At 42.3% G+C, this 16,049-nt stretch carries 15 protein-coding genes and 1 other RNA gene; 5 read left to right on the top strand and 11 right to left on the bottom strand.

What is annotated here, in order from left to right:
* Window positions 1-6: 6 nt before the first annotated feature.
* The 7 genes from M3234_RS17000 to M3234_RS16965 all read right to left on the bottom strand — a co-directional run bounded on the left by M3234_RS17000 (window position 7) and on the right by M3234_RS16965 (window position 7,177).
* The gene (locus tag M3234_RS17000; protein WP_262305843.1) at window positions 7-1,167 is read right to left on the bottom strand and encodes a THUMP domain-containing class I SAM-dependent RNA methyltransferase; all 1,161 of its coding nucleotides are present in this window, start codon (window positions 1,165-1,167) and stop codon (window positions 7-9) included.
* A gap of 144 nt (window positions 1,168-1,311) precedes the next feature.
* Window positions 1,312-1,713: RNase P RNA component class B (gene rnpB, locus M3234_RS16995), an RNA gene on the bottom strand.
* Window positions 1,714-1,791: 78 nt separating this feature from the next.
* A complete protein-coding gene (gpsB, locus tag M3234_RS16990; RefSeq protein WP_066313010.1) occupies window positions 1,792-2,094 on the bottom strand; it encodes a cell division regulator GpsB in 303 nt (100 codons plus the stop codon).
* A 130-nt stretch (window positions 2,095-2,224) separates the two neighbouring features.
* Window positions 2,225-2,788 (bottom strand): SLOG family protein, encoded by a 564-nt coding sequence (locus M3234_RS16985; RefSeq protein ID WP_262305842.1) that lies wholly within the window; start codon window positions 2,786-2,788, stop codon window positions 2,225-2,227.
* A gap of 113 nt (window positions 2,789-2,901) precedes the next feature.
* Window positions 2,902-3,273: a spore coat protein gene (locus M3234_RS16980; RefSeq protein ID WP_262305841.1), complete on the bottom strand. Its 372-nt coding sequence runs from the start codon at window positions 3,271-3,273 to the stop codon at window positions 2,902-2,904.
* Between the two features lie 346 nt (window positions 3,274-3,619).
* Window positions 3,620-4,882: a ribonuclease H-like domain-containing protein gene (locus M3234_RS16970; RefSeq protein ID WP_262305840.1), complete on the bottom strand. Its 1,263-nt coding sequence runs from the start codon at window positions 4,880-4,882 to the stop codon at window positions 3,620-3,622.
* A 21-nt stretch (window positions 4,883-4,903) separates the two neighbouring features.
* Window positions 4,904-7,177 carry a DEAD/DEAH box helicase gene (locus M3234_RS16965; protein ID WP_262305839.1) on the bottom strand — a complete coding sequence of 758 codons (2,274 nt, stop codon included), beginning with the start codon at window positions 7,175-7,177 and terminating at the stop codon, window positions 4,904-4,906.
* 210 nt (window positions 7,178-7,387) lie between these two features.
* Here M3234_RS16965 and M3234_RS16960 point away from each other — a divergent pair, with 210 nt between their 5' ends.
* On the top strand, window positions 7,388-8,086 hold the full coding sequence (locus tag M3234_RS16960) for a Crp/Fnr family transcriptional regulator (protein WP_262305838.1): 699 nt from the start codon (window positions 7,388-7,390) through the stop codon (window positions 8,084-8,086).
* 123 nt (window positions 8,087-8,209) lie between these two features.
* Window positions 8,210-8,695 (top strand): Hsp20/alpha crystallin family protein, encoded by a 486-nt coding sequence (locus M3234_RS16955; protein ID WP_262305837.1) that lies wholly within the window; start codon window positions 8,210-8,212, stop codon window positions 8,693-8,695.
* 33 nt (window positions 8,696-8,728) lie between these two features.
* Here the strand turns inward: M3234_RS16955 and M3234_RS16950 are convergent, their stop codons facing one another.
* Window positions 8,729-9,259 carry a YppG family protein gene (locus tag M3234_RS16950; RefSeq protein ID WP_262305836.1) on the bottom strand — a complete coding sequence of 177 codons (531 nt, stop codon included), beginning with the start codon at window positions 9,257-9,259 and terminating at the stop codon, window positions 8,729-8,731.
* Window positions 9,260-9,448: 189 nt separating this feature from the next.
* Here M3234_RS16950 and yppF point away from each other — a divergent pair, with 189 nt between their 5' ends.
* The gene (gene yppF, locus M3234_RS16945; RefSeq protein WP_262305835.1) at window positions 9,449-9,658 is read left to right on the top strand and encodes a YppF family protein; all 210 of its coding nucleotides are present in this window, start codon (window positions 9,449-9,451) and stop codon (window positions 9,656-9,658) included.
* Between the two features lie 1,033 nt (window positions 9,659-10,691).
* Here yppF and M3234_RS16940 read toward each other — a convergent pair.
* The 3 genes from M3234_RS16940 to M3234_RS16930 form a co-directional block, all read right to left on the bottom strand.
* Complete coding sequence (locus tag M3234_RS16940; RefSeq protein ID WP_262305834.1) at window positions 10,692-11,063, bottom strand: YppE family protein; 372 nt, start codon at window positions 11,061-11,063, stop codon at window positions 10,692-10,694.
* Window positions 11,017-11,280 (bottom strand): hypothetical protein, encoded by a 264-nt coding sequence (locus M3234_RS16935; RefSeq protein WP_262305833.1) that lies wholly within the window; start codon window positions 11,278-11,280, stop codon window positions 11,017-11,019. The genes M3234_RS16940 and M3234_RS16935 overlap by 47 nt, the downstream gene beginning before the upstream one ends.
* A gap of 344 nt (window positions 11,281-11,624) precedes the next feature.
* Window positions 11,625-12,602 (bottom strand): DUF2515 domain-containing protein, encoded by a 978-nt coding sequence (locus tag M3234_RS16930; protein ID WP_262305832.1) that lies wholly within the window; start codon window positions 12,600-12,602, stop codon window positions 11,625-11,627.
* Window positions 12,603-12,799: 197 nt separating this feature from the next.
* On the opposite strand from M3234_RS16930, the gene recU reads away from it, so the two are divergent.
* Together recU and M3234_RS16920 are read left to right on the top strand one after the other, a co-directional pair.
* Window positions 12,800-13,408 carry a Holliday junction resolvase RecU gene (gene recU, locus M3234_RS16925; protein WP_262305831.1) on the top strand — a complete coding sequence of 203 codons (609 nt, stop codon included), beginning with the start codon at window positions 12,800-12,802 and terminating at the stop codon, window positions 13,406-13,408.
* Between the two features lie 12 nt (window positions 13,409-13,420).
* Entirely contained in the window at window positions 13,421-16,039 is a 2,619-nt protein-coding gene (locus M3234_RS16920; protein ID WP_262305830.1) for a transglycosylase domain-containing protein, read from the top strand.
* Window positions 16,040-16,049 lie beyond the last annotated feature (10 nt).

Genomic DNA, 16,049 nt, shown 5'->3' with positions numbered 1-16,049 from the left:
CTGACATTAAGCTTTTTCTATATTGCCGTTAGTTGAGCGGGGCGGCTTTTTTCCCCAATATTGATAATAATCCGTTTTAATAAAACCATTAAACAGTTTTCTTTTCTTCGTAGCAGGTTTGCCGTAAAACTGCTCAAACTCCTCATGGGAAGTCAGGATATAAATCGACCATGTATCCAGCTTGTTAAACGCTTGTCCCATGTCCCGGTACATTTGCTCAACAGCCGGTTTGTCACCGAGCCGCTCGCCATACGGGGGATTTCCGACAATCACGCCATATTCCTTGGTGGTGGAAATATCCTTGACTTGCATCTGCTTAAACTGGATTAGGTCGCCAAAACCGGCTTCAAACGAATTTTCCTGAGCGATTTTCACCATGCGGTGATCGATATCAGATCCGGTTATATCAAGGGGCTGATCGTAATTGGCCACATCTTCGGCCTCCGTACGAACTTCGTCCCAAACTTTTTCCGGGATCCATTTCCATTGTTCTGAGACAAATTCCCGGTTAAAACCCGGAGCAATATTCTGGCCAATCATCGCTGCTTCAATGGGAATCGTGCCGGAACCGCAGAATGGATCGATAAACGGCTTGTCCGGGCGCCAGTTCGTCAGCATTATTAAGGCGGCAGCTAATGTTTCCTTTAATGGGGCTTCCCCCTGAGCGGCCCGGTAGCCGCGTTTATGAAGGCCGGTGCCGCTGGCATCGATGGTTATGGTCGCCACATCCTTCAATAATGCAACCTCAATGCGGTATAGCGCCCCATTCTCCTCAAACCACGTGTTTCGCTTGTAATGCTTCTTCATCCGTTCGACAACCGCTTTTTTCACGATTGCCTGGCAGTCGGAAACACTAAAGAGCTTCGACTTTACCGACTTTCCAATTACCGGGAATTCGGCATCCTCAGGCAAATAGTTTTCCCATGGCAATGCTTTGGTCTTTTCAAATAATTCATCGAAGGTATAAGCCTTAAATTCACCGACCTTGATTTTGATTCGGTCGGCCGTGCGAAGCCATAAATTGCTTTTTGCGATGGCGTATTCATCTCCGTTATAGGTAACCCGGCCATTCTCAACTTGACAATCATAGCCCAATGCCCTGACCTCTTGCGCAACCAACGCTTCAAGCCCCATTGCGGCCGTAGCGATCATTTGATATTTTCCCATTATTTCACCCTTAAACTTTATCGATTTACGTGACAGTACCATTATTGGCTAAAAATCCTGTTGGAATTCAATTAGTTATGTATACAAATAAAAAGCCCTCCTGTTGAGGAGAGCTGTATCATCTCTAACTACCCATTAATAACGTTCTATAAGCCATGTTCTGTACCAAGGTACTTCAAACGACATAGACTGTCTCGTACCAAGGCGGCAATCATCTATCTACAGATTCAAAGGTGAATCTGTCCTTCTCCTCGTTCAGTTCCTAAGAGAAAGTGCCCCTACCATAATTTGGGTTTCTCGCTCGTGGGGTTTACCCGTTCCACCCTTTCCATTTCTGGAAAGGCTACGTCACTGTGGCACTTTTACAGGTACTCATACCATATCCTTGCTGGACTTAGGTATTTTCCCGGCCGTCAACCGGACGTACGTCCGGCTGCCCTGGCTTATGAATTCACCAGGCACGAACACTACAGGCATCGCAGCCTGTGCGAGCATGGACTTTCCTCTACAATTCGCTAACGCTCCTTGCAGCGATTACCCGAACGTCATTAACGATACTTTCTTATTATATGCATATTCCTCCGACATTTCAATGTTTTTAACAGGAAATGGAGGAATACAATGTCATTCGTAAAGCTTATTGCCAAATACGTGCTTTTCAAGATTGGATAGACGCTTTAAGATATCAAAGTTTGTTGTCCCTGCAGGCTGGGCCACCGGCTGCCTCTTTGTCGCTTCTTCAAGCTGTTTGCGCAGTCTGAGGTTTTCTTGTTGCAGGTCTTCTATTTCCTGATGGAAGGTTCCATAATCTTTAATAATTAAATCCAAAAATTTATCAACATCTTCTTGCTTATAACCGCGTACTCCAGTTTTAAACTCTTTTTCCAATATGTCCTTTGCTGTTAATTTCACTTTGTCTGACAGCATTTCAATCACCTCAAGTTTCGGCCAATCATTACCTATTATTTTTCCAAAAATACGTTCGTTTGTCAATTTTCAATTCTCTGAAGGGCAAGCAAGCCCCTTTACATTATATTGGCAATCCAATAAAAAATGCTTACATATAAAAGTCGGTTTGTTTTAGCTGCTCCTCTTCAACAATCATCTGCAGGTCGTAAAAGGTAATTAATTCGATTTGATATGGATTATTATTTTGATATTGCAGTGCCAATTCATAAAGATATTTGGGACTGCCTTCTTTTTCGTGGTCGTACAAAAGCACCAAGCCATCTGACTTATCAATAAAAAACTGATTTTTCAAACGAAATTGCCATGGCTTTTCATAGCCTTTTTTTGTGACGGAATCGATGAAATCAGCCTGGGCAAGGATAGATTGATACCATTCCTTGTTTGTTTCGTTCCAGGAAGAATCCTGATCCAGAAATGGAGTGATAACAGCAAGCTTCAATTCCGGAAACTCCAGCTGGAGGTCAAACACAACCTCTGCGGCCCACAGCTCAACACCCAGTTGACCGCTAATCAACACCCACTCCAGGCCTTCTTCCACGAGGGGCAGCAATGCTTTTTTAATTGCGGCTTTTATGTAGAATACAGAAGGATGATCATGTTTAAAAATCCCCAGTTCAAATGGTTTATACCCAGAGATTGCCAGTACTTTCATCAAGGAAGTTCTCCTTTAAGAAAAATTTTAAAAAAGGACAAACACTTTTATATTTACAGCATAGTATAAAGTAGAAAAAAAACAAGGGCTTGACAGCCCTTGTAAAAGTTCAATTAAGGTCTGGGACCCATGAATGGTCCTGGGCCGAACCCTGGTGCACCCGGGCCAAAGCCTGGCGCCATATTTGGCATCATATTTGGCATTGCATTTGGCAACGCATTGGCTGCCGGCATCATGGCAGGCATCATTGCGGGCATTACTGCGGTCGGCGCACATGGATTACAGCAGTTAATATGCTGGTTGCATACCTCCTCACAGCATGAGGCAGTTTGCGGACAATAATGCTTATGCTCAAACATATGGTGGTTCACAGTAGTCGTATGAACCGGATGAATATGCGGCACTACCGTCGTTGAAAAAGTATGGTTCACATACTCCTGAGTTGGATGAATCACCGGTGGGGCAAAATTGGTTCCTAGATACATCTTATGCTCTCCCTTCAAGTCATATTTTGTTTACATTAACAGCCTATGAAAAGAGAGAAACTCTTGTACTAATGAAAACACCTATTTTTATGATAAATCCGAAAATACGGACCATTGTTCCTTACAACATGGAATAAAAGCTGTCTTTTAAGCTTGTGAAAACAACAGCAGTCAAACAAACAACGACAAAAAATAAAAATAAAATCGCCTTATACATTTTACCCACTCCATAATGTTTTTGAGTCATTTTGTACTCAACACAATTAAAGATTGTACCTTGTTTATGGGTGGATAACAATATGGAATTGCCAAGTAAATTGTGAACATTTTGTTACAAGGGTATTTTTCATTCTATATTTCGAGATTGCTTACGTTTCAGTCTCGCCAATCTAAATTGAAACTGCTCTACCGCCGGATCATCCGGACTGATTTTCTTACTTCCCTCCATGATTTCCAGGGCTCTCATGCAATAGTCCATCGCCAGTTTAAAATCCTTCAGCCGGTGCTCATGGATTTTTGCAAGCTCCAGACAAGCCTCCAAGGCAATTTGCTCATCTTCGATATCGGCAGCCTCCAAAAATAAAATTCGCGCCTGTTCCCAATCACGATTTTTTTTATGCTGATAAGCAAGGGTCAGCTTTGCCAGGCAAGAGGCAGAATCTGTCCCAGTTGTCAGCTTGCCCAGTACCTTTTCCGCTTGCTTATTTTCCCCGATAGCCGCATACCAGCGGCCAACTTCAAAAGTCTCCATCCTAGACTGCTTCCTGTCAATGCCGCATAGCTGAAAAGTAAGGTGTGTATACAAGGTAATGAGTGACAAGATATCCAGTTCATTATGCTTTAGGATGCCGAGAATGCCTTCGGGCTCTTTGCGTTCAATAAAATCGAAATAAATCATCGGCGCCAAAAATCCAGGGATATCATCGACTCTTTCCACACCTAGAACTTCCTTTTCGACAATGGCCAATTTCAAGCGCTCCAGCTTATGCTTCCACAATCTTCTCGCCGCATGGAACAAATCAAAATGGCCAAATGCTGGCAGCTTTGGGACATGCTCTCTTACCAGAGTATGTCTTGTCTTCACCTGAGGCCAGTCAAACGCTTTGCCGTTATAGGTAACCAATGTTTTATAATTGATTTTTTCCAAAAAGCTTTGGTATAAAGCGATTTCAGCTCCGGGATGCGGGAGAAGGTGCTGCCGCAATATCAGCTGGTCTTCATTCACACTCGCATATCCCAGCAAAAAAATCGTGTTGCCTACACCAGAGCCAAGACCGGTTGTCTCAGTATCAAAAAAGAACAATTCGTCGGCAGCATAGCCTTTTGCCGACAGCGGATGGCCGAACCCCTTGTCGTTCCAAATTTTGACTGCCTCAAGAAATTCTCCAAACCGATAATGGCCATGCTCATGGGAGAGCGGGAATTTCACTTCCCTAATTAGGCAGTAATCCTCGTCAAGAAAATAAGGGTAAACATTTTCTTGTTCCCACTTTTCCTTAAAAGGCACCTCAATTGTTGTGCTTCCCGGACCTGACGGCGGACTTGCCGCCGACTGGCTTCCGCCCGAGATATGTGGTTTTAACCGATTTAATTTATTTCTTAACGACATTTATTGCACTTCCCCGTTCAATCAAGACCTTTGTAAAAAGGAATCAATAATTTTGATTGCATCCTGTTTCGCTGTCTCGCTTACCGTGTCGGTCCCGATACAGGATGGGCACCCCGATTCACAGCGGCAGCGCCCAATCATTTGTTTTGCTTCCATGAATACCTCAGTCATACCGGAATGAATTTTTTCACTCAAGCCGATGCCGCCTGGATACCGATCGTAAAAAAAGATTGTCGGTTTTTCGTTATGGTCTGCCTTCACCTGCGGAATGACATGAATATCCTGCGGGTCGGCCATAACGAATAATGGCCCAATCGCCCCTAAAGCATGCGCTGCCCCGATGAGCCCTTGTTCAAGCCTGTCTTGGCCCAGCTCAGCAAAAGATTTATTCAGTGAGATCCAGGCGGCATTCGTATGAAGCTCCTCCTCAGGCAGGTGAATCGGACCCGAGCCGATGTTTTCATGGGTTTCAAATTTGATTTTTTTGAAGATGGTCGCCATTGCCCTGACACTGACATCGCCGTAGCCGATTTCGGCCTCCTCCAGAGGCTTCAGCCTGTCAACCTCTAATACTTTAAGCTGGACGGCCAGATTGGCATCAGTGAAATAATCGACATCCACTTCCCTGACGAATGCCTTCTTCTCCTCCCAATCGAGCTTCTCGACCTGATATTGTGTCCCTTGATGCAAGTAGATCGCTTCTTCATGGAGCAGCGTCATGGCCGAAAAGCGATCCATTTCCCCAATAACCTTTACATTGGCCACATCCGTCTGATCAACAATAATCACGTTTTCCTGGGAGGCAGAGCGCAAGCTGATATTATGGGCCGGGAATGAATCGTTCATCCAATACCACTTATCTCCGTTACGGTATAGGATCCTTTCCTCTGATAAATATTCCAGCAGTTCTTCCGTCCCGACTTGGCCAAATTGTTCACCTGCTTTAAACGGCAACTCATAAGCGGCACATTTCATATGATCAATTAAAATGATCAGGTTATCAGGATTAATGCGGGCTGTTTCCGGACTTTTATTGAAGAAGTAGTCAGGATGCTGAATGATATATTGATCCAGCGGACTTGAACTGGCAACCATAATAATCAGGGCTTCGCCATGCCGTCTGCCAGCTCTTCCTGCCTGCTGCCAGGCACTTGAAATCGTTCCTGGATATCCGGTCATAATACAAACCTGCAATTGCCCAATATCGACGCCTAATTCCAAGGCATTTGTGCTGACGACCCCGTATATTTCTCCTGAGCGCAATCCTTTCTCGATTTTTCTACGTTCTGTCGGCAAGTAGCCGCCGCGGTATCCCATAATCGATTTTGGCCCCAATTGGCGCTTTACCAATTCTTGCAGATAGGTAAGAATGATCTCGACTCTTACCCTGCTCCTGGCAAAAACAATCGTTTGGATTTTATTTTTCAACAGTTCACCAGCAATTTTGCGGACCTCAAGTGTAGCGCTTCTTCGAATATTTAATGGTTTATTAACGATTGGCGGATTATAAAACAGGAAATGCTTCGTTCCGCTTGGTGCCCCGTTATTATCAATCAGCGCCATCCGCTCCTCCGTCAGGTTTTCCGCCAGTTCCAGCGGATTGGCGATCGTGGCTGATGTGCATATGAAAACGGGGTTACTGCCGTAATAGCGGCAAATTCGCTTCAGTCTGCGAATCACATTGGCGACGTGGCTGCCAAACACACCGCGGTAAGTGTGAAGCTCATCAATTACGACAAATTTAAGATTTTCAAACAAGGACACCCACTTCGTATGATGCGGCAGAATCCCTGAATGGAGCATATCTGGGTTGGTGATGACTACATGGCCAGCCTTTCTCACGCGCTGACGGATATTAGCCGGGGTATCGCCATCATATGTATAGCTGTTTATATCAACCCCTGCCGCTTGGATGATTTCATTGATTTCACTTTTTTGGTCCTGGGCCAGCGCTTTTGTTGGGAACATATATAACGCCCGTGAATTTGGATTTAATAGAATCGATTGGAGCACGGGTAGATTGTAGCATAATGTCTTCCCGGAAGCAGTCGGGGTTACAGCCACAATGCTCTTTCCGCCCATAACTTTTTCATATGCGGCTTGCTGATGGGTGTAAAGCGCTTCAATCCCTTTACTTGAAATAGCTTGAATTAAAGCCGGGTGCAACCCCTCCGGCAATGGCACTGTTTGTGCTTCCCGCTCCGGTATCGTATTCCAGGCCACTATATTATCTTTAAAATCTTCGTTTATTTTCAACTCATCTAGTATATCCTGTAGACTTTTTTTCAGTTTCATCCTCTCACCTCATTATCTCTATTGTAGCGAATGAACGTTCGGATAAAAAGATAAAAACACCACTAAATACGAAATTCAACAAGAAAATTATTTCCTGCAATGGAAGGTGTCTCCGTTTTTAACGATAAATACAGTTAGGAAAGAGAATAAACTATTTCCCTATTTTTTGATACAATAGAATTGGTATTATTAATAGTTGAAGGTGATTAAATGAAAATTGAGGAGATAAAAAAAGTTCTTTCAAACTTTACCCTCTTCCGTGATTTGAATGACGCGGAACTGTTAAAAGTGACCGAAATTGCGATTGCACGTGAATGGAAGAAAAACAGTCTGGTTTTCCTTCAAGGGGACCCAATGGAAAACGTCTATTTTATTTATGATGGTAAAATAAAGATTTATAAAAGCGACGTGAACGGCAAAGAACAAATTGTGGCGATCATGAAAAAAGGCGAAATGTTTCCTCATGTCGGCTTTTTCCGTAAAGGTGATTATCCCGCTTATGCAGAGGTGCTTGAGCCGTCAACCTTGATTGCTGTACCGATTTCCCAATTTGAAAACGTACTGATTGAAAATCCAGAGCTTTGCATAAAGGTATTTAAGGTGCTTGGTGAAAAGATTGTCGACCTGCAAAACCGTCTCGAAGAACAAATTCTTAATAATACGTACGAACAAATTGTCAAGCTGTTAATCCGCCTTGCCCAAAAACATGGTACAGAACAGGAAGATGGAACAATCCTGTTAAAATCAGAATTTACCAATAAGGATCTTGCCAATATGATTGGGACGACAAGAGAAACGATCAGCCGGACGCTGACCAAGATGAAGAAGGATGAACTAGTCGAGGTCGATGACGATGGAAATATGATTCTCGATGTGGAAATTTTGATGGAAGAGATTAATTTCATATAAGCCTGAAACCGCAGTGTTATGTCCTGCGGTTTTTTATTGCGGAAATTATGTGCTTCAAGGTCACCCACCTAGGTCTATTTGCATATGATATCCTGTGAAAATTTCGAATGGGAGGGTATTGCCGTGTCATCTAATCTTCCGAGTGATAAGAATAATCCAAAACATTCCGTTCCAGAGCCATTTGGTGACTTAATGCGATCAATGAATGAGTTTTTTAACGAAAAACCAATTAAAGGATTTTTACAATCCATTGATGAATTCTTCAAAACACCATTTCCCTTTGAAGCGGCGGGATTTCATGTCGATATACAGGAAAAAGACAAGGAATATCTTGTTTCTGCCGAACTCCCGGGTGTAAAGAAGGACCAAATTCGCTTAAATGTCACGGGAAATTACTTAACCATTTCTTTGGAAAACTATGAACTCGAAACTGCGGAAGAAGAACGGAGCCGCAGCTATCGGCGCAGGTTTGTCCGCCAGCAGTCATCAAGAACCATTTCACTGCCGCATGCCATTAACGAAAAAAACATCAAAGCATCCTACCGGGATGGCTTATTACAAGTGAGAATCCCGCGTGAAACAGGAAAAATAATTGAAATTGAAGAGTAAAATTAAAAAGACGGCCAAATCGGCCGTCTTCTTTTATGCTTTAAATATGCCGCCGAAACCTTTGACTAGTGAAGTCACCTGTGTAACAGCATTGGCCATTTGGCCGGCCGTATTGATCATTTTATTAAAATCTACCGAACCGTCCTGTGACTTAAAGGAATTTAAAATCGACTGCATTCCCCCGGGTTGCTTGGGAATAAAACTCTGCTTAGGATAAGGGTTCATAATTGGATATCCATTTATAGGCATGTAAGGATATGGCATTATATCTTCCTTCGGCTGTAACGGGTTATGGAATAACGACTGCGATTCCTTTTGCGGAAAGTATTGATTAGGATACAAACCTTGTGATCCAGGCTGCATTTGCTGGGCATATCCCTGTGGATAGTAACCCCCATGCGATACAGGGTTCCAGCCATGACTTTGCGACATGGTTTGATAAGGCAAAGGTTGATTGCGAACGAAAAACGACTGATTCGATTGGGGGCCAAGCGGACTTTGACCCATGAATTGACCCGGATATCCATTATGAAAGTGATGTCTTGGTCCTAATTTACCAATCACGGGCAAACATCTCCTCCGTATTTATCTCTGTAACACAGTATGAACCAAGGCGATGAAAGGTGAGTAGCAGAAGCTGACTACAATTGTCAAAATGACGGGGATTTTGTCTGAAGTTTAAATTTTTTAAAAACTAAGGAATCGTTTTCATTCGTGTTACGATAGAAAAAACGATGAAGGAGGACTTTAAAAATGGACATCCGCGAACTAAAAAGTAGATTTAATCAATCCAGAGATTACAGTACAGATGACGTTAACGCACTAATGGATTTTGTAAAGAAGGCCTATATTTACAACGAAATAAGTATTATCGATTATCGCAATCTAGTTCGTGAACTCGAAAAGCTGGGCGCGGTAGTGCCAGAAGAACCAATACACTCCCTCATCGAAATACAGGATTAACGCCAAAAAGAGATGCCGCTATGCATCTCTTAGATTGTCGAGAAAGGGTCTTTTTCTCGACAATTTTTTAGTTTATCGGTATTTGAATTGCCGATTTTATTTTAAAATTGCCCCTGCTAATCGCCTTGTCATTTTCCCAAGACACGTCATAAGAAGCGCTCTTATAACGCGTTCGCTTTGATTTTTTCCTTAGACACGTCATAAGAAGCGTTCTTATAACGCGTTTCCTTTGATTTCTTCCTTAGACACGTCATAAGAGGCGTCCTTATAACGCGTTCGCTCTGATTTTTTCCCAAGACACGTCATAAGAAGCGCTCTTATAACGCGTTCGCTTTGATTTTTTCCCCAGACACGTCATAAGAAGCGTTCTTATAACGCGTTTCCTTTGGTTTCTTCCACAAACACGATATAAGAGGCGCTCTTATAACGCGTTCGCTTTGATTTTTTCCTTAGACACGTCATAAGAAGCGCTCTTATAACGCGTTCGCTCTGATTTTTTCCCAAGACACGTCATAAAAAGCGCTCTTATAACGCGTTCGCTTTGATTTTTTCCCCAGACACGTCATAAGAAGCGTTCTTATAACGCGTTTCCTTTGATTTCTTCCACAAACACGTCATAAGAGGCGTCTTTATAACGCGTTCGCTTTGATTTTTTCCTCAGACACGTCATAAGAAGCGCTCTTATAACGCGTTCGCTTTGATTTTTTCCCCAGACACGTCATAAGAAGCGCTCTTATAACGCGTTCGCTTTGATTTTTTCCCCTGGCACGTCATAAAAAGCGTTCTTATAACGCGTTTCCTTTGATTTCTTCCACAAACACGTTATAAGAGGCGTACTTATAACGCGTTCGCTTTGATTTTTTCCCCTGGCACGTCATAAAAAGCGTTCTTATAACGCGTTTGCTTTGATTTTTTCCATAAACACGTCATAAGAAGCGCTCTTATAACGCGTTCGCTTTGATTTTTTCCTCAGATATGTCATAAGAGGCTAATAAGGCTGGCGAGAAGTTTCTCGACAGCCTGAGAGATGCCGCTATGCATCTCTTTTCTTTTTTTCTAATTCTGTCAATACCTCAGCAAGGAAAAACTCAACGGTCCGCTGTGAATTTAAAAATCTTGTTTTACTGGTTTGACCAAAGAATGCCTGAACAGAAAGCTGTTCAATATGGCTGGCGGTCGTGTCTATTTGCTTTAGATGAATATGCTTGGGCGAGACTTTCGACAGCCATTGCCTCATCAGCTTTTGCCATTCATCGCTACTATCCTTCACTTCATTTACAAATGGTTTAATGGTCTTTTCAAAATCTTGTTTCTCTCCTGTTTCTCTCGCTTCTTGGTAGTATTGCAAAAAAAGACGATTATATCGGAATAGACTTTCTGTAAGGTAAATTAACCGCTCTAACATTTAACTTTTCTGCCCCCAATGAGATGGAATCGATGATTTTTTCTAAATGTACCATCTTTTGATTCATGTCAGCAATCTTTTCTTGCTGTTCCCGGTCTAAATCCATGCCAAGGTCGGAAAATGACACTTCTAAAGCCATGTCCAATTCCTCTAATTGATCATAGATTCTTGTAAGCTGTGTTATCAGCTGGTCTTTTTCTGTTAACGGTCTGGTCATTTAAATAATGCCTCCCTCACGAATTCTTATAGGTATAGTTCTCTCTTCATCACTTGCTTCCTGCCTGCTTGACAAAACTAGAAGCTATTCGTCAAAGAAAGTGCGTTTTTGGCATTCCCGAATGTCCAATTCGACATTCACACATCGCATAAAAATGCCAGACTCGTACAAGCTATAATTGGAGGTGTGTTCAACATGGCTAATAATAAAAAACAAAACAAAAAGCAAACTGCACAGCCAGATGCTGAGAACAGAACTGGTTATGGCGATAAAAAACTTGAAGGACCTAATCGTCCCGCAGAATGAACCGGGAAAAAGCAAGGAGACAAATTCTCCTTGCTTTTTTACTGCCATGGTCTTAAGTGAAATACTTTTTTTAGTGCGAGTACTAACTGCAGTTGGTCTGATTTTTCCATATACCAATCAGTTAAATGAATTGGGTGCTTATGCTTTGCAGGCAAGTGCAGCCATACAGGGGAAACAACTCGCTGTTTGCTCCAATCCTTATGCTCATGCTGATGATGGGAAATGACAGGAAAGGCCATTCTTAAAAAAGGTGTTTCCCCATCTGTCCTGACTTTAAAATATTGCTCGTAATCAAGTCTTGAACCAGTATGAACGGTTTTCTCGGCAAATTCAAAAAAATATGGAAATAACCGGGGATGAAATAAAATGGATGCCAATCTCTTGCCCAAATTAATTCTTTTTGAAAGGAAACGAAAACCGTTTACACTGGCTCCATAAACCTCCCCGCCACAGGTAGGAAACAAGACGACACTAAAATGAAGCCAGTCCTGAAAGTTAAAAATGAGGGAACGAAACACTTTATTTCTATATACAGGATGGTCGATAACTGGAGTTTGTATCACATTTTGCTCATTAATGATCAATGCTGTCGTGAGACGGTTGCGGTCCTTTTCCCTCCAATACCGATACCACTCTTGTTGAATAAAAGAAGAAACATGGAAAAATGGAAGCAAATGAAACAGAGGGCGGTTTAGTTTCGTCGAATATTGATAGAGCAGTAATTGCGGGAATACATCATGGAAGATTAGCCAATTTGCCCGCTCATAGGTTAAAAATAGCTGCTTTCTAAGCTGGGGTGCAAGAAGCTCGCGAAATGCCGTTCCCTCAAGGTCGCACATATTGTAGCCGCCATTTCTTGATACCATATGAGCAAGGAATGACCAAACAATATCCGGATTTTGTTTAAAATAAGAAAAATAGGCATCCGTTCTGGAAATATTATCAATGTTTTTCTTATCAGTTTGGGCTCTGATTTGACGAATAATTGATTGTTCCTGTATTGTAAGATGATTCATAAAATATGCATCTTCCCTTTGCCATCGGTTAATAGATTGATAATTTTATCTTCATTTCAGCTTTTATGAAGAAGGAATCATTTCATTTCTTGACAAGTTCGGTAAAATTATTATTAGGGTCTTCATGTTGAATTATTTTATTCATCCCATTAACCGCAGATTTGGTATGATAAGGTATGGTTTAAAGAGGTGAAAACATGACTGTTAATTATCCAAATGGAAAGAGATTTATCCGGAACGATCAGGAGAAAAAGCCAGCAGAGAAAAAGCGAATTAACCATGCTTACAGCAACCGGGGAATGACGTTAGAAGAAGATTTAAATGAAACGAATGAATATTATCGAGAAAGAAAATTGGCTGTTATTCATAAAAAACCTACACCAATACAAATTGTTCAGGTTGATTATCCAAAACGGAGTGCAGCTGTTATAAAGGAGGCCTACTTTAAATTGGCCTCGACCACTGATTATAATGGGGTCTATCAAGGGAAATATATTGATTTTGAAGCAAAGGAAACACAGAATTCCACCTCTTTCCCGTTAAAAAACTTCCACCAGCATCAAATCAGCCATATGGAAGAGGTTTTGAATCAAGGTGGAATTTGTTTTGTCATCATTCGCTTTACAAGGCTTGATGAAGTATATTTACTTGAAGCCAAACACCTGCTTTTCTTTTGGGAAAGAATGGTGACGGGCGGCAGAAAGTCTATTACCAAGGAAGAAATCGAGCAGGCGGGTCATCACATTCCGCTTGGATTCCGGCCAAGAATTGACTATATTAAAATACTAGATAAATTGAACCTTTAATAGGTGGGCAAGATGAGAAAGGAAGTATTTCAAATGTCCGAACAATTCCAATCAAGGGAGGAGCGCCGCAAGAAATCCCAGACCAAAGCTAAATCAAAAACCAAGAAAAAACAAGGCGGATTGGTAAAGAAAATCTTTCTCTCCCTCGTGGTTCTTGGATTTATAGGATTGCTTGCAGGTGTTGGCACGTTCGCCTATATGATTAAAGATACTCCTAAGCTAGACCCAAAATTATTAAAGAATCCAATCCCATCCAAACTTTTGGATAAGGATGGAAAAGTTTTTACTGAAGTGGGAGCGGTAAATCGGGAATATATTAATTATAAAGATATACCAGAGGTGGTGGAGAATGCGATTATTGCCACTGAGGATTATCGGTTTTACAAACACCACGGGATTGATCCCATTCGGCTTGTCGGAGCTGTATTGGCAAACTTCCGCGATGGTTTCGGTGCCGAAGGCGGGAGTACGATTACCCAACAGACTGTTAAAATGCATTTTTTATCACATGAGAAGACGATAAAGAGAAAGGCACAAGAAGCATGGCTATCCATCCAGCTGGAGCGAAATTATACGAAACAGCAAATCTTTGAAATGTATGTCAATAGAGTATTAGTTGGCGGCAATAATTACGGTATTGCCACTGCAGCAGAGGTTTATTATGGGAAAGAATTAAAAGACCTGACCCTGGCTGAAGCAGCCCAGATTGCCGGAATGCCGCAAAGCCCTAACAATTATAATCCTTTTACCCATCCTGACTTGGCGGAAAAACGCCGTAATATTGTATTGACTCTAATGGAGCAGCATGGATTCATATCCAAGCAGGAAATGGAAGAAGCCAAAAAAGTGTCTGTTGCTGAAACAGTATTAAAACCGGAAAAACGTACAGTGAACGATAAACCTTTTGACCCATTTGTAGATGCTGTCATTAAAGAAGTGAAGGAAAAAACTGATTTTGATATTTATACAGATGGATTGACGATCCAAACAACAATGGATCCAAATGCGCAAACTTACGTTGATAAAATTCTCAACACAGATGAAGTAATAAAATATCCGGATGATCAGTTCCAGGCCGGTATTGCCCTGCTCGATACGAAAACAGGGGAAATCCGCGCAATTGGCGGCGGCCGAAACCAGGAGAAACGTGGCTATAACTATGCCATTCAAGCAAAGCGTCAGCCAGGCTCGGTCATTAAGCCCGTTCTGGATTACGCACCTGCCATTGAATATTTGAATTGGGGCACCTATCAAATGATTGAAGATAAACCAATCACATATTCTACAGGTAAGAAATTTGGGAACTGGGATGGTAATTATAAAGGACCGATGACAATTCGAACTGCCTTGCAATTATCCCGTAATACACCTGCCGTACAGGCTTTACAACAGGTGGGGCTGGAAAAAGCAAAGGATTTTGCCATAGGTATTGGAATCCCATTGAAGGAAATCTTTGAATCCTATGCGATTGGCGGCTTTGGCGGAAAAACCGTTGGCGTTTCCCCTATGGAAATGGCCGGGGCGTATAGTGCATTTGGCAATAAAGGTATTTACACAAAGCCTCATGCGGTCACGAAAATTAAGTTGCGCGATGGCACGACGATTGATACCGCTCCGGAACCAAAGGTTGCAATGAAGGATTCGACAGCTTTTATGATTACGGATATGTTAAAAAGTGTACTTGTTTCCCCAGGTACAGGTACAAGGGCCAGCATTCCCGGATTGCCAATTGCGGGGAAAACTGGTACAACAAACTATACAGCCGAGGATAAGAAAAAGTACAATATCCCAAGCGGCTCGGTACCGGACGCATGGTTTACCGGCTACACGACCAATTACACCTTATCCGTTTGGACGGGTTATTCAAAGTCTAGTACTCCGATAACGCCTAAAGGGGATAATCAAAGAATTGCCCAATACATTTTCAAAAATTTAATGGCACACGTTTCCAAGGATATTGAAACACCTGACTTCGAAATGCCAAATAGCGTTCAAAAGGTAAAAATTGAAAAAGGTTCGATGCCTCCGGTTCTTGCCGGGGAGTTTACTCCAAGCAGTGAAACCATCACCGAGTATGCCGTTAAGGGGCATGCACCTAAAACAGTATCTGAGAAATATCACAAGCTTGAAGCGCCGGCAAATCTGAGAGTGACATTCGATGAACTCAATAAAAATATTGCTGTAGCATGGGATTACAATATTCCGAACCAGACAGACATTCAGTTTGACATCACGGTCGATAACGGCTCAGGGCCTAAACATCAGATGCAAAAGGAAACCAGCTTAGTGATTCCTGCAAATCCGGGTGATAAATATACAATTACCGTAGTGGCTCTCAACGGCAATAAGAAGAGTGACCCGGCTGTAAAATCGATTGATATTCCAAACCCGCAAAATAATAACGGGAACGGCAATGGAAACGGCAACGGGAATGGAAATGGAAATGGCAACGGGAACGGAAATGGCAACGGGAATGGCAATGGCAATGGGAACGGAAATGGGAACGGGAACGGCAATGGAAACGGGAACGGAAATAATGGTGAAGATGATGGAACTACACCGATAACGACCCCGCCCGCTGTTATCCCGCAAACCCCTTCAGGAGGCCAAACTTCCGGAAGAGGAAATTAATTAAGAAAAA

Origin of the sequence: Neobacillus niacini (genome assembly GCF_023715785.1) — a bacterium.
GTDB classification, from domain to species: domain Bacteria; phylum Bacillota; class Bacilli; order Bacillales; family Cytobacillaceae; genus Neobacillus; species Neobacillus niacini_E.
This window is presented reverse-complemented; position numbering and strand designations above follow the sequence as displayed.